The 20,868-nt window shown below is 39.7% G+C and carries 24 protein-coding genes; 22 read left to right on the top strand and 2 right to left on the bottom strand.

Going from position 1 to position 20,868, the window contains the following annotated elements; genetic code table 11:
- Positions 1–31: 31 nt before the first annotated feature.
- The 7 genes from MHH65_RS16680 to MHH65_RS16650 all read left to right on the top strand — a co-directional run bounded on the left by MHH65_RS16680 (position 32) and on the right by MHH65_RS16650 (position 7,750).
- Positions 32–1,369 carry a UDP-glucose/GDP-mannose dehydrogenase family protein gene (locus MHH65_RS16680; protein WP_024426264.1) on the top strand — a complete coding sequence of 446 codons (1,338 nt, stop codon included), beginning with the start codon at positions 32–34 and terminating at the stop codon, positions 1,367–1,369.
- Positions 1,370–1,383: 14 nt separating this feature from the next.
- On the top strand, positions 1,384–2,313 hold the full coding sequence (locus tag MHH65_RS16675; RefSeq protein WP_024426263.1) for an NAD-dependent epimerase/dehydratase family protein: 930 nt from the start codon (positions 1,384–1,386) through the stop codon (positions 2,311–2,313).
- A gap of 39 nt (positions 2,314–2,352) precedes the next feature.
- Positions 2,353–3,813, top strand: coding sequence for an O-antigen ligase family protein (locus MHH65_RS16670; RefSeq protein WP_268412569.1), 1,461 nt, complete (start codon positions 2,353–2,355; stop codon positions 3,811–3,813).
- A 61-nt stretch (positions 3,814–3,874) separates the two neighbouring features.
- A complete protein-coding gene (locus tag MHH65_RS16665; RefSeq protein ID WP_098677690.1) occupies positions 3,875–4,552 on the top strand; it encodes a hypothetical protein in 678 nt (225 codons plus the stop codon).
- Between the two features lie 24 nt (positions 4,553–4,576).
- Positions 4,577–5,332, top strand: a complete 756-nt coding sequence (locus MHH65_RS16660; RefSeq protein ID WP_041115571.1) for a glycosyltransferase family 2 protein — start codon at positions 4,577–4,579, stop codon at positions 5,330–5,332.
- Between the two features lie 19 nt (positions 5,333–5,351).
- Positions 5,352–6,548, top strand: a complete 1,197-nt coding sequence (locus tag MHH65_RS16655) for a glycosyltransferase (protein WP_041108506.1) — start codon at positions 5,352–5,354, stop codon at positions 6,546–6,548.
- A 134-nt stretch (positions 6,549–6,682) separates the two neighbouring features.
- A complete protein-coding gene (locus MHH65_RS16650) occupies positions 6,683–7,750 on the top strand; it encodes an MraY family glycosyltransferase (RefSeq protein WP_024423627.1) in 1,068 nt (355 codons plus the stop codon).
- 35 nt (positions 7,751–7,785) lie between these two features.
- Here the strand turns inward: MHH65_RS16650 and MHH65_RS16645 are convergent, their stop codons facing one another.
- Together MHH65_RS16645 and MHH65_RS16640 are read right to left on the bottom strand one after the other, a co-directional pair.
- The gene (locus MHH65_RS16645) at positions 7,786–8,877 is read right to left on the bottom strand and encodes an LCP family protein (RefSeq protein WP_034281103.1); all 1,092 of its coding nucleotides are present in this window, start codon (positions 8,875–8,877) and stop codon (positions 7,786–7,788) included.
- The gene (locus MHH65_RS16640; protein WP_012011434.1) at positions 8,862–9,530 is read right to left on the bottom strand and encodes a YigZ family protein; all 669 of its coding nucleotides are present in this window, start codon (positions 9,528–9,530) and stop codon (positions 8,862–8,864) included. Before MHH65_RS16640 ends, MHH65_RS16645 begins: the two co-directional genes overlap by 16 nt.
- A 220-nt stretch (positions 9,531–9,750) precedes the next feature.
- On the opposite strand from MHH65_RS16640, the gene MHH65_RS16635 reads away from it, so the two are divergent.
- The 15 genes from MHH65_RS16635 to flaG all read left to right on the top strand — a co-directional run bounded on the left by MHH65_RS16635 (position 9,751) and on the right by flaG (position 20,864).
- Positions 9,751–10,926: a sensor histidine kinase gene (locus MHH65_RS16635; RefSeq protein ID WP_003213166.1), complete on the top strand. Its 1,176-nt coding sequence runs from the start codon at positions 9,751–9,753 to the stop codon at positions 10,924–10,926.
- A 64-nt stretch (positions 10,927–10,990) separates the two neighbouring features.
- On the top strand, positions 10,991–11,680 hold the full coding sequence (gene degU, locus MHH65_RS16630) for a two-component system response regulator DegU (RefSeq protein ID WP_008348273.1): 690 nt from the start codon (positions 10,991–10,993) through the stop codon (positions 11,678–11,680).
- 215 nt (positions 11,681–11,895) lie between these two features.
- A complete protein-coding gene (locus tag MHH65_RS16625) occupies positions 11,896–12,738 on the top strand; it encodes a DegV family protein (protein WP_024423625.1) in 843 nt (280 codons plus the stop codon).
- Between the two features lie 120 nt (positions 12,739–12,858).
- The gene (locus tag MHH65_RS16620; RefSeq protein WP_141545669.1) at positions 12,859–14,256 is read left to right on the top strand and encodes a DEAD/DEAH box helicase; all 1,398 of its coding nucleotides are present in this window, start codon (positions 12,859–12,861) and stop codon (positions 14,254–14,256) included.
- A 48-nt stretch (positions 14,257–14,304) separates the two neighbouring features.
- On the top strand, positions 14,305–14,598 hold the full coding sequence (locus MHH65_RS16615; RefSeq protein WP_024423623.1) for a competence protein ComFB: 294 nt from the start codon (positions 14,305–14,307) through the stop codon (positions 14,596–14,598).
- Positions 14,599–14,624: 26 nt separating this feature from the next.
- A complete protein-coding gene (locus MHH65_RS16610; RefSeq protein WP_227001684.1) occupies positions 14,625–15,281 on the top strand; it encodes a ComF family protein in 657 nt (218 codons plus the stop codon).
- Between the two features lie 56 nt (positions 15,282–15,337).
- Positions 15,338–15,757 (top strand): TIGR03826 family flagellar region protein, encoded by a 420-nt coding sequence (locus MHH65_RS16605; RefSeq protein ID WP_034281098.1) that lies wholly within the window; start codon positions 15,338–15,340, stop codon positions 15,755–15,757.
- 79 nt (positions 15,758–15,836) lie between these two features.
- Complete coding sequence (flgM, locus tag MHH65_RS16600) at positions 15,837–16,100, top strand: flagellar biosynthesis anti-sigma factor FlgM (protein ID WP_024423620.1); 264 nt, start codon at positions 15,837–15,839, stop codon at positions 16,098–16,100.
- A gap of 18 nt (positions 16,101–16,118) precedes the next feature.
- Positions 16,119–16,601: a flagellar protein FlgN gene (locus MHH65_RS16595; protein WP_024423619.1), complete on the top strand. Its 483-nt coding sequence runs from the start codon at positions 16,119–16,121 to the stop codon at positions 16,599–16,601.
- Between the two features lie 15 nt (positions 16,602–16,616).
- Positions 16,617–18,137 (top strand): flagellar hook-associated protein FlgK, encoded by a 1,521-nt coding sequence (gene flgK / locus MHH65_RS16590; protein ID WP_024423618.1) that lies wholly within the window; start codon positions 16,617–16,619, stop codon positions 18,135–18,137.
- A gap of 9 nt (positions 18,138–18,146) precedes the next feature.
- Positions 18,147–19,055 carry a flagellar hook-associated protein FlgL gene (gene flgL / locus MHH65_RS16585; RefSeq protein WP_034281095.1) on the top strand — a complete coding sequence of 303 codons (909 nt, stop codon included), beginning with the start codon at positions 18,147–18,149 and terminating at the stop codon, positions 19,053–19,055.
- A gap of 46 nt (positions 19,056–19,101) precedes the next feature.
- Positions 19,102–19,680, top strand: coding sequence for a DUF6470 family protein (locus tag MHH65_RS16580; RefSeq protein WP_024426253.1), 579 nt, complete (start codon positions 19,102–19,104; stop codon positions 19,678–19,680).
- Positions 19,681–19,708: 28 nt separating this feature from the next.
- On the top strand, positions 19,709–20,143 hold the full coding sequence (gene fliW / locus MHH65_RS16575) for a flagellar assembly protein FliW (protein WP_024423615.1): 435 nt from the start codon (positions 19,709–19,711) through the stop codon (positions 20,141–20,143).
- Positions 20,137–20,361 carry a carbon storage regulator CsrA gene (gene csrA, locus MHH65_RS16570; RefSeq protein WP_008360181.1) on the top strand — a complete coding sequence of 75 codons (225 nt, stop codon included), beginning with the start codon at positions 20,137–20,139 and terminating at the stop codon, positions 20,359–20,361. Before fliW ends, csrA begins: the two co-directional genes overlap by 7 nt.
- 161 nt (positions 20,362–20,522) lie before the next feature.
- Positions 20,523–20,864 (top strand): flagellar protein FlaG, encoded by a 342-nt coding sequence (gene flaG / locus MHH65_RS16565; RefSeq protein ID WP_034281093.1) that lies wholly within the window; start codon positions 20,523–20,525, stop codon positions 20,862–20,864.
- The last annotated feature ends 4 nt before the right edge of the window (positions 20,865–20,868 follow it).

The raw sequence follows: 20,868 nt of genomic DNA, 5'->3' as shown, positions 1-20,868 counted from the left end.
GGACAATATGCTTTTACTGAGAGGATGAAAAATGTTGAAGAAAATTGCTGTGATTGGAACAGGTTATGTCGGGTTAGTATCGGGTACTTGTTTTGCTGATATCGGAAATCGTGTCATCTGCTGTGACATCGATGAATCAAAAATCAACAGCTTAAAAAGTGGTGTCGTTCCCATTTATGAACCAGGTTTAAAAGAATTGATTGAAAAGAATACAGAAGAAGGAAGACTGTTTTTTACAACGAATATTCCTGCCGCTATTAGGGAATCAGAGATTATCTATATTGCCGTAGGGACACCGATGACACCACAGGGGGAAGCAGATTTAACGTATGTGAAGGCTGTCGCTCAAACGATCGGTGAACAAATGAATGGCTATAAAATCATTGTCAATAAAAGCACAGTGCCCGTTGGAACAGGCCGTCTCGTTCAAGCCATTGTGGAAAAGGCATCGCGCAGTAAATATCCTTTTGATGTCGTATCCAATCCAGAGTTTCTCCGAGAAGGCTCAGCGATTCAAGATACGATGAATATGGAGCGGGCGGTCATTGGTTCGACCAGCACTCATGCCTCTACCATCATCAAAAGACTGCATGATCCGTTTCAAACAGAGGTTGTAGAGACCAACTTAGAAAGTGCAGAAATGATTAAGTATGCTGCAAATGCCATGCTTGCCACAAAAATCTCATTTATTAATGACATTGCAAATATTTGCGAAAGGGTAGGCGCTGACGTTGAAAAAGTCAGTGAAGGAGTTGGATTAGACAGCCGAATCGGGCATAAATTTTTAAAAGCAGGCATTGGATTTGGAGGTTCTTGTTTCCCGAAAGACACGATGGCTCTTCTCAAAATTGCCGAAACATCCGGATACCGGTTCAAGCTGATCGAATCTGTCATTGAAACGAACAACAACCAAAGAGCCCACCTGGTCAGCAAATTGATGAGTGTGTTCGGTGATATTAAAGGAAAAACCATTTCTGTCTTAGGCCTTGCCTTTAAACCGAATACGAATGATATGCGTTCAGCGCCTGCACTAGATATTATCCCAATGCTGAGAGAGCTAGGGGCTTTTGTGAAAGCTTATGATCCGATTGCTTATGTAGAAGCTGAACGTGAGCTTGGCCCGCAGGCGGTTTTCAGCAACGATCTGTACGAAACAGTAAAAGATACAGATGCCTGTCTCATCCTAACAGAATGGGATGACGTACAGAAGATGGATAAAGACCAGATCAAGCAGCTGCTTCGTTCGCCGATTGTAATTGATGGAAGGAATTTGTTTGATCCAGCAGAAATGAAAGAGAGAGGATTTATTTACCAGTCTATCGGCCGCCCAAGTGTATGGGAAGCAGAATTGGTATCGAAGGCACAATAACAGGGGGAGCTTGGATGAAGAAAGTATTAGTTACTGGGGGAAGCGGATTTATTGGATCACATACGGTAGAGGCTTTACTAGAAAAAGGCTATGAGCCCATCGTTCTTGATAACTTTTCGACTGGATCACGAGAAAATATTGCTCATCTTTCCGTGCAATGTATGGAGGCAGATGTCACAAAGCCAGCGACGATTGATTTGATCAAACAAATCGCACCGGATTATATCATTCATCTTGCAGCACAAGTAAGTGTAGCCGTTTCCGTTCAGGATTTCGTATATGACGAAGAGGTCAATATAAAAGGATCTCTGCACGTCATGAAAGCTGCGGCTGAAGCAGGAGTGGAAAAAGTCATCTTTGCCTCATCGGCAGCTGTCTATGGAGACCCGGTGTATCTGCCAGTAGACACCGCTCACCGGCTGAAGCCTGGTTCACCTTATGGCTTAGCAAAACTGACAGTAGAGCGGTATTTTGAAATGGCAAAATCACTCTATGATGTGGACTATTGTATTCTCAGGTATAGCAATGTATATGGTCCGCGCCAAGATGCACTTGGCGAAGGCGGTGTTGTCTCTATTTTCTCTGATAAGTTTGCAAAGGATGAGGCTCCTTTTATCTTTGGAGATGGGGAACAAACAAGAGACTTTATCTATGTGGGTGATCTAGCGGCAGCGAATGTTGCGGCTTTAACAGCCCAATCAAACGTTTGTTTAAATATTTCATGTGGTGATTCCATCACTGTGAATGAACTGTTTCAAACGATGAAACGGGTAACGAGATCACAGCTTGAACCGATTTACAAGCCGCATCGTGCAGGAGATATCGTGCATAGTACATTGGCAAATGAGGAAACGAAACAAGTCTTAGCATGGGAGCCTGTTGTGAGTTTACAGGAAGGTTTGGCTCGTACCATTTCCTACTATAAACAGGAAGTCAAGGCTTAATTCCTCAAATCGGATGGGTTGCTTAGGAGGAAAATGGGTATGAGTGTGAAACAAACAGCATGGCAAATCATGATCGGATGTATATTATTTGCAGCAGGGCTAGGATTTGTACAATTGGCGTCTGCGCAGCCCGCCGGCTTAAAAAAGATGGTCGCCATTCCGGTCCTGCTTTTAGTCCTGACGGCTTTTCTCGTGTTAATGAAGCTATACATGAACGGTGAGCAAGTGTTCATGTCAGCCATATATCTTTTAATTTCATTGACCTTTCTCAACAACGCTTTCTTTTCAATTAGTGCCGGGTTCTTTAGTCTTTTTCTCTACCGTATCATGCTCATTGCCGCCTTTGCTTTATTCATTTGGCGGATGAGAGATAAGGGGACGTACATATCGCAGTGGCAGCAGATTCGTGTAAAAGGGATTCTTGGTTTTTTCGCTGCATGGTTTCTTTACGGGCTCATCTCACTGCTGTGGGCTCATTCGGTCACAGACGGTCTCAAATATATGTCCCTGCTTGCGATGGGGATGGGATTTATCTTTCTTGTGGTCATGTACATTCAGCGAATGGATCAAGTGGTCACCTTTTATAGCATTTGGCTCATCATGACTGTATTTGTCATGGGGATAGGGTTTTATAATCACTTTACTTTGAACCATTTACCAAATACTTCATTGTATCTTGGGCCGGCGTATAAACAGCACTATCCTACAGCTGTCTTTTTTAACCAAAATGACTTTGCAACGTTTTTATCGATTAGCTTTTTCTTGTATTTAGCGTGTATGCGGCAAATGAAAAATGGTTATATCAAAGCATTTGGATTATTTGGCGCCATCGCAGCACTGTATCTCATTTTGTTAACAGAATCCCGCGCGAGCCTGCTTGGCATTTTTGCAGGAGTGGCCATCTATGTGTGGCTTCTCATGCCGCGCTTTCTCAAAAAGTGGTCACTCATCGCAGCAGGCGGACTTGGTGTTATCTGTATCGCTGTTTTTTCAGTCAAGATTTATTCAGTCTTTTATGACTTGTTTCTCGCTTCTCAGGTCGCGCATTCTTTTAGTGAACCACTCCCATCCAACATTTCGAGAGCGAATTTGATCAAAAATGCATGGCATTTCTTTACGGATTCATACGGGTTTGGTGTCGGAGCGGGGAATGTATCTTACTACTTAGCCCACTTTTCGATCTTTGATACAGATCAAGTCGTTGAAGTGCACAATTGGCTGCTGGAAGTGATGACGAACTTTGGATTTGCGGTCATGCTTGGCTATATCTCCGTCTACGCTTATCTCATGTTCACGCTGTATAAACAATACCAATGGGCTGACACAAGATCAGCAAAAATGATCATTGAAGGTTTGTTTGCTGCCATGCTGAGCTTTCTCGTTTCAAGTATCAGTCCTAGTTCTGTCTCGAATTTATATTTCCACTGGGTCTTTTTGGGACTCGTGATCGCAGCGGTGAATATGTTGAAAAACAAACAGCGCTTGGTAAACCGTGTGTGATGCTGCGCTGGTATGGCTACACTAATGAAAAAGCAAATACGTCAATGTTGGGAGAATGAACATGTCTGGTTTCATATCTAGAATAGGGAAGCGAATCAAAAAGTATATTGTATGGCTTGTGCTGCTGCCTGTCGTATTAGGCGCTTTTGGATTCTTTTTTGCCAAAGGAACAGTGCAGCAGTCTAGTTACACAGCTGCCGTTACGCTTACACTTGGTAAATATGATGACGGAGTGTATAACAATATCGCAGAAGTGACATCTCTATTAAAAAGCGATGCATTTTTAAATGAAGCACTCAGTGATGTGAAAGAAGAAGAAAGGCAGGATGTGAAAAGCCGCCTCATCCTCACCAATCAATCAGATACACAATTACAGCTGTCCTTCACAGATGCTGATAAGGCTCATGCTTTAGCTGTCGTGAAGCAGGTGTCGTATACATTTCTGAAGCAAGACAAAGCATTATTTACAAAAAGGCAGCAGGTGATTGAAAGTAGATTATCTGCTCTAGAAGACGAATCTGTCAGCAACGATTCCAAAGTAGATAAAGAACGATTTTTATATGAATTGGAGTCTACAAAGCTTGGAATGAAGCAGGCGAAGATTGTTGATCCTGCCCAAGTTCTTGATGAAGGCAATAAAGGCATGTCAGCGAAAAAGCGGGCACTGCTTGGACTTGTCATTGGCTTTAGCATCTCGCTCATGTTTGTGGTCTTACCCGAAGTGTTCAAAGAATCTTAATGATGAACTGGAGATGAGTCTTAGGTGAACAATCAACCGTTAGTATCAATCATTACACCGGCCTATAATGCGGAACGTTATTTAACGGATACAGTTCATTCCGTCCTTGCCCAAACCTATTCTAATTGGGAACTGATCATCGCAGATGATTGTTCAACAGATGGAACAAGGAAGCTGCTTGGGGACTTAAGTGAAGCAGACGACAGAATCAACGTCATTTATTTAGAGCAAAATGGGGGAGCTGCCATCGCCAGAAACGCAGCCATCAAACAGGCAAAAGGCCGCTTTATCGCTTTTTTAGACAGTGATGATAAGTGGAAAGAGACGAAACTCGAAAAGCAGGTAGACTTCATGCTGACAAACGATTATGCCTTTACATTCACGGCATATGACATCATTGCAGAAAATGGAGAACCGTTAGAAAAAACCGTCACTGCACCAGCAAGATTAACTTATGATGAAGCTTTGAAAAATACCATTATCGGCTGTTTAACGGTGATGCTTGATGTACAGAAGATAGGACATATAGAAATGCCGAACATCCGCACAAGACAGGATTTAGCTACATGGCTGTCCATATTAAAAAGAGGATTTACAGCCTATGGAATGAGTGAACCGCTCAGTGAATACCGCATCGTTGGAAACTCGATCTCTAGTAACAAGTGGAAAGCAGCGAAAAAAACGTGGTTCGTCTACAGAGAAATTGAGCAGCTTCATTTTGTCAAAGCATCTTGGTGTTTTATGCACTATGCGACAAATGCTGTGAAGAAGCGCTTATAAACAGAAGGGAAAAAAGGTGATAAAGGTGAAAGCAGACTCGATCATACATGTTATCGTAGCGACGGGAGAATGGGGACAGGACGGCCTGAGGTACAGACGGCATCGACTGGCGGAATTTCTAGCATCTGATCCAGAAACGAAAGAGGTCATCTGGGTATGCCCATCTGCATCCCGTCACACAGCTCCCTTTCAGCCCATAACCGATCGAATGAAGCAATTGACCATTCCTGATGTGCTCAAGAGCAAATTTTTCCGTTTTGGCCGATATCAAGACATGTTCTATATTCATAAATTGTCCCCTCTTCTTGAGCATTTGCGGCAGGAGGAAAAGAAGGGAATCGCTGTTTGCTTATGGTATACGTTTCCGGGTTTTCCGCTCTTATCTTCTTTATTTGAATGGAAACATATTGTCTATGATTGCAGTGACCTGTGGGGAGAGCCGATAAGCGGCAAAAATAATTTGCTTTCTTATATGAGACAGCGTGTCATTGTGAAAGCAGAAAATCGAATCATCAAATACGCACACAGCATTACATGTTCTTCTCAATACTTACACGATCAAATCAAAAAGCGTCTCATGGGTGAACCGAAAGATGTCTTTACAGTTGAAAATGGCGTCGAGTACGATGTGTTTGCAAAAAGCAATCTTCCATGTAAGGAGGATGTGCTGCAAGGTAGAGAAGGAACTGTTCTTGGTTTTATTGGAGGCATCAAGCCGAAGCTGGATTTTGACATGATAGCAGAAGCTGCCCGCATGCAGCCTGATTGGACATTTTTATTTGTCGGTCCGGATGGAACAAATGGTGATCCATCTTTTCAGCATGCACTTAAACTGCCGAATGTGATTTGGACAGGTGCTGTTGCACCAGAAGAAGTGCCTGCGTATATGAAGCTGATTGATGTAGGCATGATGCCATACAAACAATCTCCTTACAATCAAGCTGTGTTTCCGCTCAAGCTATATGAATTTTTAGCCGCAGGAATACCGGTTGTTGGTTTAAATCTTCCGTCAACGGAAAGGCTAAAAGAGAATGATGTGTATGAATATTTAGAAGGCGAGGATCCTGCGCTCTTCGTAGAAGCCTGCCAAAAAGTGATCAGCAAAAAAGACGACATGACCTATAGACATCTAAGACAAAGCCGTGCGAAGAAAAAAGATTGGCACGCGCTGTTCACAAACATGGTGGAACTAACGAATATTAAAGAAAACGCATAATTCATCAGGGATTGTGCGTTTTTATTTGTTTCTTCTTCACAGGGGGAGCTTGTGATCATCCTCTATTCAATTGTATAATGGAAAGAGCGGCCAATATACAAAATACAGATTTCAATTTAGAAGGAGACTGACCTATGGATTACGAACGCGCCTTATTAGCGTTTTTTGTCTCTCTGGCTACAGTTTTAATTGTGACACCAATCGTCAAAAAGTTTGCAATTAAGATTGGTGCAGTGGACCAGCCGAATAAACGAAAAGTTCATGATAAAGTAATGCCTCGAATGGGCGGTTTGGCAATTTTTATTGGGGTAGCGGCTGGAGCATTAGCAGGCGGGCTGTTTCTACATAATAAAATTACAGCAATTTCAGTTGGTGCCGTACTTATCGTCATTCTAGGTATATTTGATGATAAATATAATTTAAGTGCAAGATTTAAATTTCTCGTACAAGTTCTTGTTGCTTGTCTGATTGTAAGCACAGGCTTAAAAATGGACTTTTTCTCTGTTCCTTTCTTAACAGATCGAATTGAGTTAGGCTGGATGGCATATCCCCTAACCGTGTTATGGATTGTCGGAATCACAAATGCCATTAATTTAATTGACGGCCTTGATGGACTGGCTGCCGGTATTTCTGTCATCGGTTTATCAACCATTGCCGTGATGGCATTTTCAGCTGATAAAATTTTGATTCTTTCATTATCACTTGTTGTCATTGGCAGTACCATTGGCTTTCTCTTTTACAACTTTCATCCAGCGAAGATTTTTATGGGTGACACCGGTTCGCTTTTTTTAGGCTATATGATTTCGGTACTGTCACTATTAGGGCTGTACAAAAGTGTCACTTTGTTTAGTGTTGTTGTCCCAGTGATCATCTTAGGTGTCCCTATTTTCGATACCACTTTTGCCATCATTAGACGAATATTAAACAAACAGCCGATTTCAGCACCTGACAAATCTCATATTCATCATAGACTGATGGCCTTTGGCTTGTCTCATCGTATGGCTGTCATCGTGATTTATATGATTGGCTTAGTCTTTAGCTTAAGTGCCATTTTGCTGACGAGCGCCACCATTTGGTTATCACTGATTATTATCTTTTTACTGGTCATGTTCATGCAAGTGATTGCAGAAGTCACAGGCTTGGTGAATGAAGAGTTTAAACCATTTACGAAATTTTATAAACGAATGGTCAAAAGACAATAAAAAACAGCCCGTTCCTAGGAACTGGGCTGTTTTTATTATTGTCCAGGTGTGCTGGTCGAAGAGTTAGGTGTATCACTTGTCCCCGTTTCACCAGAGGACGGATTGGTTTGTGAATCTGTTTCAGTTGAAGATTCAGCAGGAAGCTTTAAATGCGTGCGTAATTCATTTTGTACGTTAGCTAAATTGGTCGGATCTGGCTCAAAGTAATACGTGCGATTTGGCCCTAAATAAAGGTCTGATCCCTTAATAGAAAGAGTTTCTGTGTCGTCTCCTTTAAATCCGCTGTAGATTTGCTGAAGGGCAAGACCTTCTGTGATACGGAAATTGGTCGTAATGTGATCACTGACTTCTTTCGCAATGTTATCGACGTTCGCAATGTTATTTGGCTTCGCCATTTGATCAATCATTGCACGTAAAATTTGTTTCTGACGATCGTTACGTCCGAAATCACCGCGTGGATCTTGTTTTCTCATCCGTGCGTAAGCAAGTGCTTCTTCGCCGTTTAAATGCATATTGCCTTTTTTGAAGTAAATCTTTTTCGATTTTTTAACATCACTTTTTTCATTGAAGTCAAATGGAACATCGATATCAATTCCGCCGACTTCATCAATGACATCCTTGAATCCGTCAAAATCAACGGTTGCATACTTATCAATCGGAATATGCAAGAATTGTTCGACAGTTTCGATCGTTTCGTCTTTACCACCTTTAGCAAATGCTGCATTGATCTTTTCTTTACTTCCTGTTGTATCACTTGCAAGCTGTACGCGTGTGTCACGAGGGATACTAACCATTTTCATCGTTTTGTCTTGGGGGTTAATCGTTGCAACAATGAGTGAATCTGAACGGCCATGATCACCCTTTGTGGCATAATCCTCAATTCCGACAAATAGTACAGAGAAAGGTTTTTTCTTAATATCAATGACAGCATCACGAAGATTCGATTTCTCTCCACGGTTTAGTTCATCATATGTTTTGTCAGCAGCTTGAAGAGTATTGACGATTTTATATACTGCAAATCCGCCCATGCAGATGATAAGAAGCAAAAATAAGACCAGAATACGTTTGATAATTCTCTTCTTCTTACTCTTTTTCTTTCGTACACGCACTTTTACTCGTTGTGCCATTCATCTGTCTCCTTTATCGGACCAATGTCCTTTTCTAAATAAATCAGTTCGCCTTCTTTTGTAACACTCTTTCCATTTGTCAGCTCAGTCATCCACTCAATGAACTGCTCTGTTTGTGTTTCTTCGACATATGTCTCAAAAATAACATCTTCTGCATAATGGATTTCTTTTAGCTGAAAAGATGAGGCTCTAAGCTCATTCTCTACCTTTCCAAGCCATGTATAATCTATTGTTGTGTGCATTGTACGCATTAAACAGCGCTCTACCATTCCAACATGGTTGATAGCTTCTGATACAGATTTTCCGTAGGCACGAATCAATCCACCGGCACCAAGCTTGATACCGCCGAAATAACGAGTGACCACAACGACTGTATCTTTCAGCTTCCGTTTTTTTAGCACTTCAAGCATTGGCACACCTGCTGTACCGCTTGGTTCACCATCATCATTCGCCTTTTGAATCAGGTCATGTTCACCAATGAGATAGGCTGAACAATTATGTGTGGCATTCCAATGTTGTTTTTTAATGGATTGTATAAATGCTTGTGCTTCTTCTTCTGAGACAGCACGCTGTATATGACAAATAAAACGTGATTTTTCAATGACGATCTCATGCTCGCCACGACTTTTTACTGTAAGATAGCGATTCAGCAAAAGACATACCCTCCTGACAAGCAAATTGTAAGACTAGTGAAAATTTGCATTGGTTTTAGAATTTTACAGCGTATTTTGTTATGATGATAGGAGCGGAAAAAGGGTCGTCATAAAAACTTCATGATTATACGCATTCTTTCATTATAATTCGACATAAAATGCAGATCAATGACATTTATAATAAAAAAAGATGACATCACTGTTACGGGAGGGAAAAGCCATGACAACACCCAAAATGGATCCGAAATTATTGGATTCAATCATCATGAAAATGCTAAGTACAGTTGATGGCAGCAAGGACGAAGTATTTAGAATAGGCGAACAGTCCCGTCAACAATATGAAAGCCTAGTAGAAGAGCTGAAGCAAATCAAACAGCAAGTAAACGAAGTAATTGATTTTGGGGATAAGCTGGAAGTCCATACAAGACATGCTAGAAACCGCTTATCTGAGGTCAGCAGAAACTTCAACAAATTCAGCGAAGAAGAAATACGTGAGGCCTACGAAAAAGCACATAACTTGCAAGTGGAACTCACCATGATTCAGCAGCGCGAGAAGCAGCTGAGAGAAAGAAGAGACGATTTGGAAAGACGGTTATTAAGTTTACAAGACGTCATTGAACGCTCTGAAACGCTTGTGAGTCAGATTACAGTGGTTCTCAACTATCTCAACCAGGATTTACGCCAGGTCGGCGTTTTACTTGAAGATGCTCAGGCAAAACAAGATTTTGGTCTCAGAATTATTGAAGCCCAAGAAGAAGAACGCAAAAGAGTGTCTCGAGAAATTCATGACGGCCCTGCTCAAATGCTGGCAAACGTGATGATGCGTTCCGAATTAATTGAACGGATTTTTAGAGACCGCGGTACAGAAGAAGGTTTTAAAGAAATTAGAAGTCTCAGACAGAATGTGCGAAATGCACTGTACGAAGTGAGAAGAATCATTTATGATTTAAGACCGATGGCTTTAGATGATTTGGGACTGATTCCGACACTGAGAAAATACTTAAACACAATTGAAGAATATGATGGAAAAACCAAAATTACGTTCCAATGCCTAGGTGATACAGAAAGCGAAAGAATTGCTTCTCAATTTGAAGTAGCACTGTTTAGACTAGCCCAAGAAGCTGTCACAAATTCATTAAAACATTCTGAAGCTGAAGAAATCTCTGTCAAAGTAGAAGTAACGAAAGACTTTGTGACCTTAATTATTAAAGATGATGGAAAAGGCTTTGATATGAAAGATGTGAAAACAAACAAAAACAAATCCTTCGGTTTACTTGGCATGAAAGAACGCGTAGACTTACTGGAAGGTAAAATGACCATAGACTCAAAAATAGGTCTAGGGACATTCATCATGATTCGCGTGCCATTAACATTGCAAAATAAAATTGTAAAATAGAGTCAAAAGACATATTGACCATAAAGTTCAGGTGTAGAACAATAAACATGGGGAGGCGTAGCTTGTGACTAAAGTAAATATTGTAATTATTGATGACCACCAATTATTCCGTGAAGGTGTCAAACGGATTTTAGATTTTGAACCTACTTTTGAAGTAGTTGCAGAAGGAGACGACGGTGACGAAGCTGCACGTATCGTAGAACACTATCATCCGGATGTTGTCATTATGGACATTAATATGCCGAATGTAAATGGTGTTGAGGCTACAAAGCAGCTTGTTGAGCTTTATCCCGAATCAAAAGTCATTATTCTATCTATTCATGACGATGAAAACTATGTAACACATGCATTGAAAACAGGGGCGAGAGGCTACCTGTTAAAAGAAATGGATGCAGACACACTCATCGAAGCAGTGAAAGTTGTAGCTGACGGAGGCTCTTATTTACACCCGAAAGTCACTCATAACTTAGTAAATGAATTCCGACGCCTAGCGACTAGCGGCGTTTCAGCACATCCACAGCATGAGGTATATCCTGAAATTCGCAGACCACTTCATATCTTAACTAGACGTGAATGTGAAGTTCTTCAAATGTTAGCTGACGGAAAGAGCAACAGAGGAATCGGTGAATCGCTCTTTATTAGTGAGAAAACAGTTAAAAACCACGTGAGTAACATTTTGCAAAAAATGAATGTAAACGACCGTACACAAGCTGTTGTTGTAGCTATTAAAAACGGCTGGGTAGAAATGAGATAGTGTTCCGGACAAGTACTCCTTTTTCGCCTGTTTTTATTCTCTCACATTTTAGGTGAAGGGAAATGATAGACAGGGTAAGGATTCTTTTTCGGATATAGAGGGCTTGCCTATTGATTAGGCAGGCTTTTTTGATTACTATTATAAATCTAATGAAAAAATGATCATTCTTTTAAAATAAAAAAGAGTAACTTAACGAATAAGGAAGGTATTTAAGAATGAAAATAGCCGTTGTAACAGACAGTACTGCTTATCTACCACAAGAGCTGCGTGATAAACATAATATTCATATGATCCCCCTTAACGTCATCTTCGGCAGTGAATCATACCGTGAAGAAATAGAAATGGACTGGAAGACATATTATGAAGAAATCAAAAAACACAAAGATCTTCCAACAACCTCTCAGCCTGCTTTTGGTGAATTAATAGCCTTATATGAAAAACTAAGTGAAACATACGACGCCGTGATTAGTATCCACCTTTCAAGTGGAATTAGTGGAACGTATAATAGTGCGGTCTCAGCGAATGATCTAGTTGACGGGATTGATATTTACCCGTTTGATACAGAAACAAGCTGTATGGCACAAGGTTTTTATGTGTTAGAAGCTGCTGAAAAAATCCAAGAAGGTGCTTCTTTAGAAGAAGTGTTAGCACATCTAAATTACCTGAAAGAAAGTCAGCGGGCGTATTTTATGGTAGACGATTTAACTCATTTGCAAAGAGGCGGCAGATTAAATGGTGCTCAGGCTTTTATTGGAAGCCTCTTAAAGGTAAAGCCTATTTTGCATTTTGACAACAAGCTAATTGTTCCTTTTGAGAAGATTCGCACACGTAAAAAAGCCATTTCACGTATTTTTGAATTATTTGATGAAGATGCATCACGTGGTGTTCCGATGAGAGCAACACTGATACATGGTAATAGAGAAGAAGAAGCAGAAGAATTAATTGCGCACTTATCAGAAAAATATCCTCATGTTGAATTTTATAAAAGCTACTTTGGTGCCGTAATCGGCACCCATCTAGGTGAAGGCTCTTTAGCCCTTGGCTGGGTGATTAGATAATTCCTAAAAAACCTCTTTTCGTATGGAAAAGAGGTTTTGTTTTTTGATTTTAACTGTTGGACGAAAGGTCATGTCTTTGCGCATAATAGCCAAACATCAATTGAAAGGTGTTTGGTGAAGATGAATATGGACAAAGCAATGGAACTAATGGGGCAGCTGCATTCACGCCATCTGCTCACCGTTGAAACAAAGTGCCCGCATTCCAATTTAGATTGGCTGGAGGAGAAGGGCTTAGTCAATCGGTCTCCAGCCATTGAGAGGAAAGCAAATGGTTTTACATGCTGCCGGTGCGGTGTATCACACAAGCGGTATTTCGCTCATTCTCCATGTGAAGTGTGTCAAAAGGATTGTGTGTACTGTAGATCATGCATCATGATGGGAAAAGCAGCAGAATGTGGGTTTCTTTATGAATGGACAGGTCCACAAATGGTAGAAACAGGTCGAGCCGAATTAACATGGCAGGGAGAGCTGTCTAAAGGACAAAAAAGAGCGTCAGAAAGAATGATTGAAGCTATTAAAAACAAATTTGATCTACTTGTTTGGGCGGTTTGCGGAGCAGGGAAAACGGAAGTGCTTTTTCACGGAATCGAATATGCATTAAATCAAGGAATGAGTGTCTGTATTGCGACACCTAGAACAGATGTTGTGCTTGAACTCGAACCGCGGCTTAGAAAAGCATTTCAAGGGGTGATAATTACCGTACTTTATGGAGGCAGTTCTCAAAGGTTTCAAATAGCACCGCTTGTGATCACCACAACCCACCAGCTGATGAGATACAAAAATGCTTTTGATGTGCTCATTGTAGATGAAGTCGATGCCTTCCCTTATTCAATGGATGAGCGACTCCAATTTGCTGTTCTAAAGGCGATGAGAAAGAACGGAGGGGTTAGGATTTATTTAAGTGCGACACCCTCTAAAAAAATGACGAGAGAGGTTTCTCGCGGAAAACTGGAAGCGATAAAAATTCCTTTGCGTTTTCACGAGCACCCATTACCCGTACCGACCTTTCATTGGATCGGACATTGGAAAAAGAAATTAAAAAAGAACCAACTGCCCCCTAAAGTGATGAATTGGATGCAGAGACATATTGCAAATAAGAGAAGAATATTACTTTTTGTTCCTTCAATTGCTGTCATGAAGAAGGTAACGAAGATTCTTCGAGAACAATCCTTAAACGTGGAGGGAGTATCTGCCGATGATCCGGATAGGAAACAAAAGGTTCAGCACTTTAGAGATTACGTATACGATGTACTAGTTACAACCACTATTCTAGAAAGAGGCGTAACCATTCCAAATGTTCAAGTGGGGGTACTAGGTTCGGAATCTACTATTTTTACAGAGAGTGCACTTGTTCAGATTTCTGGACGGGTAGGCAGACATCCGGATTATTGTACAGGAGATGTTTTCCTTTTTCATTTTGGTTTAACGAGAAGTATGAAACAAGCAAAGAAGCATATCGCAAAAATGAATGATACGGCTGCAAAAGAGTTTTCTGAAAAACAGTGTGGGTTCAACTAAATCATGGTACATTATATTCACAATACACAAATGGCAGGAGAGACAAATATGCTACTCAATGCAAAAGAAATACTACTCAAGGAAATTCTCAATCAATATCTCAACCAATTAAACATGATTTGTCATTGTGAAAAGTGTATGGAAGATGTATTAGCGATTTCACTGAATCAAGTGAAACCACAATATATAACAGATATCGATAAAATATCTTACAGTAAATCTGAGATGGTGGATAAACAGAAGAATACTGCGATGCTGGTCATTCTGACAGAAGCAGCTTCCAAGGTTTCCGCATTTCCAAGGTGTGAAAATCGTCTGCTGCTGAACAAGGAAACCAATTGATTTGTCAAATTTGCGAGGGACATTTTGTGCCTGCTTTTACATGGAAATCATTCCTACTATTAAATGATGATCGTCTTTGTGTAGCATGTAAGAATCACTTAGTAAAGATTGAACGTCCTATTTGTCCAACATGCGGAAGGGCGCAGTCAAATGACCAATTATGCCAGGACTGTAATAGTTGGAATGAACGCTCTGATTCTATTAAAGTCCTTGTAAAAAATAGGTCAGTTTATACTTACAGCGAGTTGATGAAAGATGTCCTTGCCCGCTTTAAATTTCGGGGTGATACGGCTTTAGCTGAGCTGTTTAAAAGAGATGTACAAGCAGCATTTAAACATTCCTTCTGCATAAAAGACCCATTGCTGATACCGATCCCTTTAAGTCATGAAAGACTAAAAGAAAGAGGATTTAATCAGTCCGTGATAATCGCTTCTTTGCTAGATAAGCCAATATTGCAGCCACTCGTGAAAATACATCAAAGTAAGCAGTCTAAAAAAAAGAAAAATGAACGCCTAGATCAAAAAGGATTGTTTCAAATCAAGCAAACAGATGCGGTTGTTCAAAGGGATATTATATTAGTTGATGATATCTATACAACGGGAGCAACCATCTATGATGCGGCAAGAATTTTGAAAGACGCAGGTGCTAAAAGTGTTTCTTCTTTTACGTTGATACGTAGTTAAAAATCATGATAATTAACCGATAATAAGAAAAGAAAATAACGTAAGGGGTTTTGGTTATGAATCAATTGGCAAACTGTCCACAATGTAATCAGCTATTTTTAAAAACCACCATCCAAACGGTTTGTAACAAATGCTTTGAAGAAGAAGAACGTTCTTTTGATATCGTATATAAATTCTTGAGAAAACAAAGTAATAGACAATCAACTATTGCTGAAATAGTAGAAGCAACAGACGTTGATGAAGAATTAATCTTGAAATTTATTCGTTTGAAAAGACTGCAAATTAGTCAATTTCCAAATATTAATTATCCTTGTGAAAGATGTGGCAAAGCGATCAGGAAAAACAAGCTATGCAGCCAATGTGAACAGGATATTCATTCGCAAATCAGCCAAATGAACCAAGAAGAGGAGCGTAAAAGGGAGATTGAATCTAGGAAAAAAGACACCTATTATGCCATTAATCCTAAAAACGACTGATTCCCTAAACTAAGTTGCAGTTTGGTCGATAAAATGGATAGAATCAAGACAGACTGTAACGGAAAGCGAGAGGAATCCCGTGAAAATTAATCGATATGGAACACAACCAGTAAATCCTTACAAGAAAACATATGAGAAACAAACGTTGCAATCGAATCAAGCTAAATCAACTGATAAAGTCGAAATTTCTAAAAAGGCAATCGAAATGCAAAAGGTGCCGAATATTATGAGAGAACGCCAAGATAAAATTGACCAAATTAAAAAAAGCATTGAAGCCGGAACATATCAAGTAGATACAAAAGGCATTGCAGATAAAATGCTGAATTTTTATAAACAACAATAACAAAAGGGAGCAGCGTGAATGTCAGTTAAAATAATTATTGAAGAACTGCATCGTCTCTATGGATTGCATGAACAGCTTTTAAAGTTGTCTAAGGATAAAACAGAAATGCTGAAAAGCAATGAGATTGATGCTCTTTCAGAGGTCCTGAATTTAGAGCAAAAGTATATTCAGGCCATTTCTCAATTAGAAGAAAAACGAATTGAAGCGACCGTTCAATTTTTACAAAGTGATCAATCACCAACCATCACTGCATGTATCGAAAAGGCTGAAGGTACAGATCAAGAAGAGCTCATTTCATTATATGAGAAACTAAATGACATCATGGTGGAACTAAAAGATGTAAATGAACTGAACAAGCAGCTTATTCAGCAGTCACTTCAATTTATTTCACTGACATTCGATCTCGTTAACCCTAATAAAGAAAATATGAATTACGGACAAAATGGTCTTGAGAGTTCAAAGCCTAAACAGCAAAGGGCTTTGTTTGATTCAAAGGCGTAAACAAGGAGGATACCAATGGGTTCTACATTCATGGGACTAGAAACGGCAAAAAGAGGCATCACAGCCCAGCGTGCAGGGCTTTATGTCACATCAAACAACGTCTCCAATGCAAATACGGAGGGCTACTCAAGACAAAGAGTGACCTTTAAAGCAGAAAATCCTTATCCAGTCATTTCTGTTTATGACGGCAAAACGTATGGCCAAATGGGGACAGGTGTACAAGTTGGAACCGTTGAAAGAATTCGAGACAGCTTTTTAGATCTACAATACAGAGATCATAATAATAACTTATCTTACTACTCAACGAAGTCAGATGCCCTTTCACAGATGGAAGGGGTTATGAATGATTTGACGGATGAGGGCTTGAACAGAGCTTTTGATAATCTATGGAAATCATTACAGGTCTTATCGGAATCAAAAAATGCTGATACGGCTTCTGCACGTACAGTTGTTAAAACAAGTGCACAGGCTTTAGTTGACCAATTCCGTCTGCTCAATTCTTCTTTAACAACGATACAAAAGAATTTAAAAACGGAACTCGATTCAACAGCCAAAGATGTAAACACTCTTTTATCTCAAATAGATGAAGTGAACAAACAAATTGCAGCAGTTGAGCCAAATGGATATCTTCCAAATGATCTTTATGATACACGTGATACTTTGGTCGACCAATTATCCTCACTTGTTGATATTAAGGTCAGCTACAATCCACCTGGTGGTAATGCACTCAAAATTGCTGAAGGAACTGTCAACATCGACATTATCGGTGCAAATGGACAATCTGCTGGAAACATTTTGAATGGTATTACGAACGAAAAGTCTGAACTGCAAATCTCTTACGATAATACAACGGGACTTGTTAACTCACTTCAATTCGGAACAACAACAATTGCAGCGGATCAATTACAAGTGAACGGTAAAGTAAAAGCACTTGTTGAAGCTTATGGCTACATGTCAAACGGTGCTGAAAAAGGCATGTATCCAGATATGCTTGCAGAGCTGGATGAAGTAGCAAAAGTATTCATGGATACATTTAACGATGTACATAAGCAGGGGTACACGTTAAATGGTGCAAGTGGACAAGACTTTTTTGATATCGAAAATAACAATGAGTTGAATAAAGGTTTGGCAGCTCGTATTAAAGTGAGCGATGTCATTTTAGCATCAACAGATAATATTGCTGCATCTCTCAATCAAACACAAGGTGACGGTTCGAATGCTACGAAATTAGCTAATATACAAGACTTAAAGTTACCAATCGGCGGAAATACAACGACAATTCAGGATTATTACCAAAATGTGATTGCTGAGATGGGGGTACAAGGGAAAAAGAACATGACGCTTGAAAGCAGTTCAGCTGCTCTTGTCAATTCAGCCAATGAACGTAGAATGTCGACTAGCGCTGTCTCCATTGATGAAGAAATGACGAATATGATCCAATTTCAGCATGCATATAATGCGGCTGCGAGAATTATGACATTACAAGATGAAGTATTGGATAAGGTCATAAACGGCATGGGTGTCGTAGGAAGGTAGGGATAACGGATGCGAGTCACACAAGGTATGATTTCTCAAAACTCACTTCGAAATATTAGTAAAAGTTATGAAAAACTTTCTAAAATTAATGAGCAGGCACAAACAGGCAAACGTTTTACAAAAACGTCTGATGATCCTGTTGCAGCAGTAAAAAGCCTTCAATATAGTACTGCCTTGTTCCGAAATGAACAATATAAAAATAACTTAAATGAAGCACAAAACTGGATTGATACATCTGAAACAAGTGTCACTGAAATCATTGATATTATGTCAAATATACGAGATAAAGTGCTTGATGCGGCAAATGGAACAAAGCAGCCCGAAGATTTAGCAGCTATCGGAGTGGAAATTGGCCAGATGAAGAATCAAATCATTGATGCAATGAACACTCAAATGCTAGGTAAGTTCGTATTTAATGGGACAAATACAAATGTTAAACCAGTTGTTGAGAATGCAGACGGAACGTATACATTTAACTTCGAAAATTATACAGATGCGAATGCTGTTCAAGCGAATATTTCTGATGGTATCACTTTAAATGTAAACTCAAATCCAATCTCAGCGTTTGGCGGACAGGCTAACGGTCAAAATGTCATTGAAATGCTGACTGATTTAGAAAACTCATTGAAAAATGGAACGTTTGCGAATTCTGATGATGCATTAGGAAGTATCGATCAGTTTAAAGAAGTAATGAGTGCTGAGCGATCTGACCTAGGAGCGCGTTCGAATCGTGTTGACTTAGTAGGAAGTCGTTTGACTTCACAATTTCAAGTACTGAAAAATGCTAAATCAGATAATGAAGATGTTGAAAGTGAAAAGGCAATTCTTGATCTTCTTCAACAAGAGACGGTGAATAGAGCTGCTTTAGCGACAACAGCGAAAGTCATTCAGCCATCCCTTGTAGATTTCTTAAGATAATAAAAAGCATCCGATGGGTGCTTTTTTGCATCATGGAGGTGAACATATGCAAATCCCTAGATTGTTAATGCAGCAAACCTATGCAAAACTTCAAATGTCGACAACTCCTTCCCGGCAAGAAGTAGAGCAGCCACAAGCTGATCTTGAGATTCAGCAGCCACGAGCTGTCATGAATATCAAAAGGACACCATCGAAATTAACCATTGATCAAACCGAGGCGTTTGCCGATATGGACATCAAGTCAATTTTTAGACGTTCTGAGGAATGGGCAGCTGAGGGGAAGCGTGCTGTTGGAGAAGGAATGGGTCGAAGAGCGGAAGAAGGAAGTGAACTTATCAAGATCGAGAATGGTGGGAATGCGATTGCTGAGTTTGCCAAAATCAATGGCAGTCCCCCAGCAAAACAATTCACCATTGGTGTGATACCTTCATTCTTTAGTGTGAAAATTCACTATCAGCCTTCTGAGCTTCAAATTGATGTGGAGCCGCAAAAAGCTATCATAGAGGCCACACCTCATAAACCAATCGTTAACTACCAGCCAGGTAAGGTCAATATTGATATGTTACAATACCCAGAATTAAAAATAGAAGTTGACGAAACGGGCCAAAATGGTGATAAGGTATAATTAAGAAAAATGAAAAAGGTCGTGAATTATGATCATTCAAACAAAATACCATGGTGAAGTGACAATCAAAGAGGAGCAAATCATTCACTTCTCTAACGGGATACCAGGATTTCTGGATCAAAAACAGTTTGTCATTTTGCCTTTATCAGAAGAGTCTCCATTTTTAGTTCTTCAATCATTAAATAACTCGGCATTAGGTTTTATCGTCAGCAGCCCGTTTTTATTCTTCAATCAATACGAATTTGATTTAGACGAAACGGTTGTAGACATTCTGGAAGTAGAAGATGCTAATGATGTGGAAGTAATGGTTATTTTAACAATGGAATCATCTATTGAAAAAACAACAGCCAATTTAAGAGCGCCTATTATTGTGAACCGGAAAAACATGAAAGCCAAGCAGGTGATTTTGCATGATTCAGCCTATCACACAAAACATTTGTTAGAGGTGGCATCCTCATGTTAGTGCTGTCTCGTAAATTAAACCAGTCGATTCAAATAGGCGATGATATTGAAGTCAAGATTATTTCAATCGAAGGCGATCAAGTGAAAGTCGGGATTGAGGCTCCTAAGCACATCGATATTCACAGGAAAGAAGTGTACCTGTCAATTCAAGAAGAGAACAATCGTGCTGCGAGTTTATCCTTAGATCTCCTCTCTCAATTATCCTCACAAAAAAAGTGAGGATTTTTTTATCGCATTCAGCTGTCCTTCTCCGTGTGAAAGCGTTTCGATACAGATGTTCATGATCTATAGGAAACTTTAACAAATCGGTCCATCTATATTTAATTTGCAAATTCAAAGCCGATATAAAAGATAGATTAAAGCACAGGAGCTGAATAACTATGTCTGTTGGTAAGTTGACATCGCTAGAGCCAATTATCGATGCATTTCAAACCCGTGTTTCTAATAACCAGAATGACAATGTAAACTCTGACTCACAAGCAAATGGCAGGGCTGTTTCAAAAGAAGAAATTGAAAAAACGCTTCAAGGGGCAAACAAGCTGATTGAACCTACTCAATTTCATCTTCAATTTGAATTACATGAAAAACTCAACGAATATTATGTCAAAGTCGTAGATAACCAAACAGATGAAGTCATTAGAGAAATTCCTTCCAAGGAATGGCTTGATTTCTATGCAGCAATGACAGAAATTGTCGGTTTATTTGTAGATAAAAGAATGTAAATGA

It is taken from the genome of Bacillus sp. FSL L8-0654 (assembly GCF_038629965.1).
GTDB lineage: Bacteria > Bacillota > Bacilli > Bacillales > Bacillaceae > Bacillus > Bacillus safensis.
This window is presented reverse-complemented; position numbering and strand designations above follow the sequence as displayed.

Bases quoted from the DNA above. Each gene is read 5' to 3' on its own strand.
- MHH65_RS16680 (WP_024426264.1), top strand. From the start codon at position 32: ATGTTGAAGAAAATTGCTGTGATTGGAACAGGTTATGTCGGGTTAGTA.
- MHH65_RS16675 (WP_024426263.1), top strand. From the start codon at position 1,384: ATGAAGAAAGTATTAGTTACTGGGGGAAGCGGATTTATTGGATCACAT.
- MHH65_RS16670 (WP_268412569.1), top strand. From the start codon at position 2,353: ATGAGTGTGAAACAAACAGCATGGCAAATCATGATCGGATGTATATTA.
- MHH65_RS16665 (WP_098677690.1), top strand. From the start codon at position 3,875: ATGTCTGGTTTCATATCTAGAATAGGGAAGCGAATCAAAAAGTATATT.
- MHH65_RS16650 (WP_024423627.1), top strand. From the start codon at position 6,683: ATGGATTACGAACGCGCCTTATTAGCGTTTTTTGTCTCTCTGGCTACA.
- MHH65_RS16645 (WP_034281103.1), bottom strand. From the start codon at position 8,877: ATGGCACAACGAGTAAAAGTGCGTGTACGAAAGAAAAAGAGTAAGAAG.
- MHH65_RS16635 (WP_003213166.1), top strand. From the start codon at position 9,751: ATGACAACACCCAAAATGGATCCGAAATTATTGGATTCAATCATCATG.
- MHH65_RS16625 (WP_024423625.1), top strand. From the start codon at position 11,896: ATGAAAATAGCCGTTGTAACAGACAGTACTGCTTATCTACCACAAGAG.
- MHH65_RS16620 (WP_141545669.1), top strand. From the start codon at position 12,859: ATGAATATGGACAAAGCAATGGAACTAATGGGGCAGCTGCATTCACGC.
- MHH65_RS16615 (WP_024423623.1), top strand. From the start codon at position 14,305: ATGCTACTCAATGCAAAAGAAATACTACTCAAGGAAATTCTCAATCAA.
- MHH65_RS16605 (WP_034281098.1), top strand. From the start codon at position 15,338: ATGAATCAATTGGCAAACTGTCCACAATGTAATCAGCTATTTTTAAAA.
- MHH65_RS16595 (WP_024423619.1), top strand. From the start codon at position 16,119: ATGTCAGTTAAAATAATTATTGAAGAACTGCATCGTCTCTATGGATTG.
- flgK (WP_024423618.1), top strand. From the start codon at position 16,617: ATGGGTTCTACATTCATGGGACTAGAAACGGCAAAAAGAGGCATCACA.
- flgL (WP_034281095.1), top strand. From the start codon at position 18,147: ATGCGAGTCACACAAGGTATGATTTCTCAAAACTCACTTCGAAATATT.
- MHH65_RS16580 (WP_024426253.1), top strand. From the start codon at position 19,102: ATGCAAATCCCTAGATTGTTAATGCAGCAAACCTATGCAAAACTTCAA.
- fliW (WP_024423615.1), top strand. From the start codon at position 19,709: ATGATCATTCAAACAAAATACCATGGTGAAGTGACAATCAAAGAGGAG.
- csrA (WP_008360181.1), top strand. From the start codon at position 20,137: ATGTTAGTGCTGTCTCGTAAATTAAACCAGTCGATTCAAATAGGCGAT.
- flaG (WP_034281093.1), top strand. From the start codon at position 20,523: ATGTCTGTTGGTAAGTTGACATCGCTAGAGCCAATTATCGATGCATTT.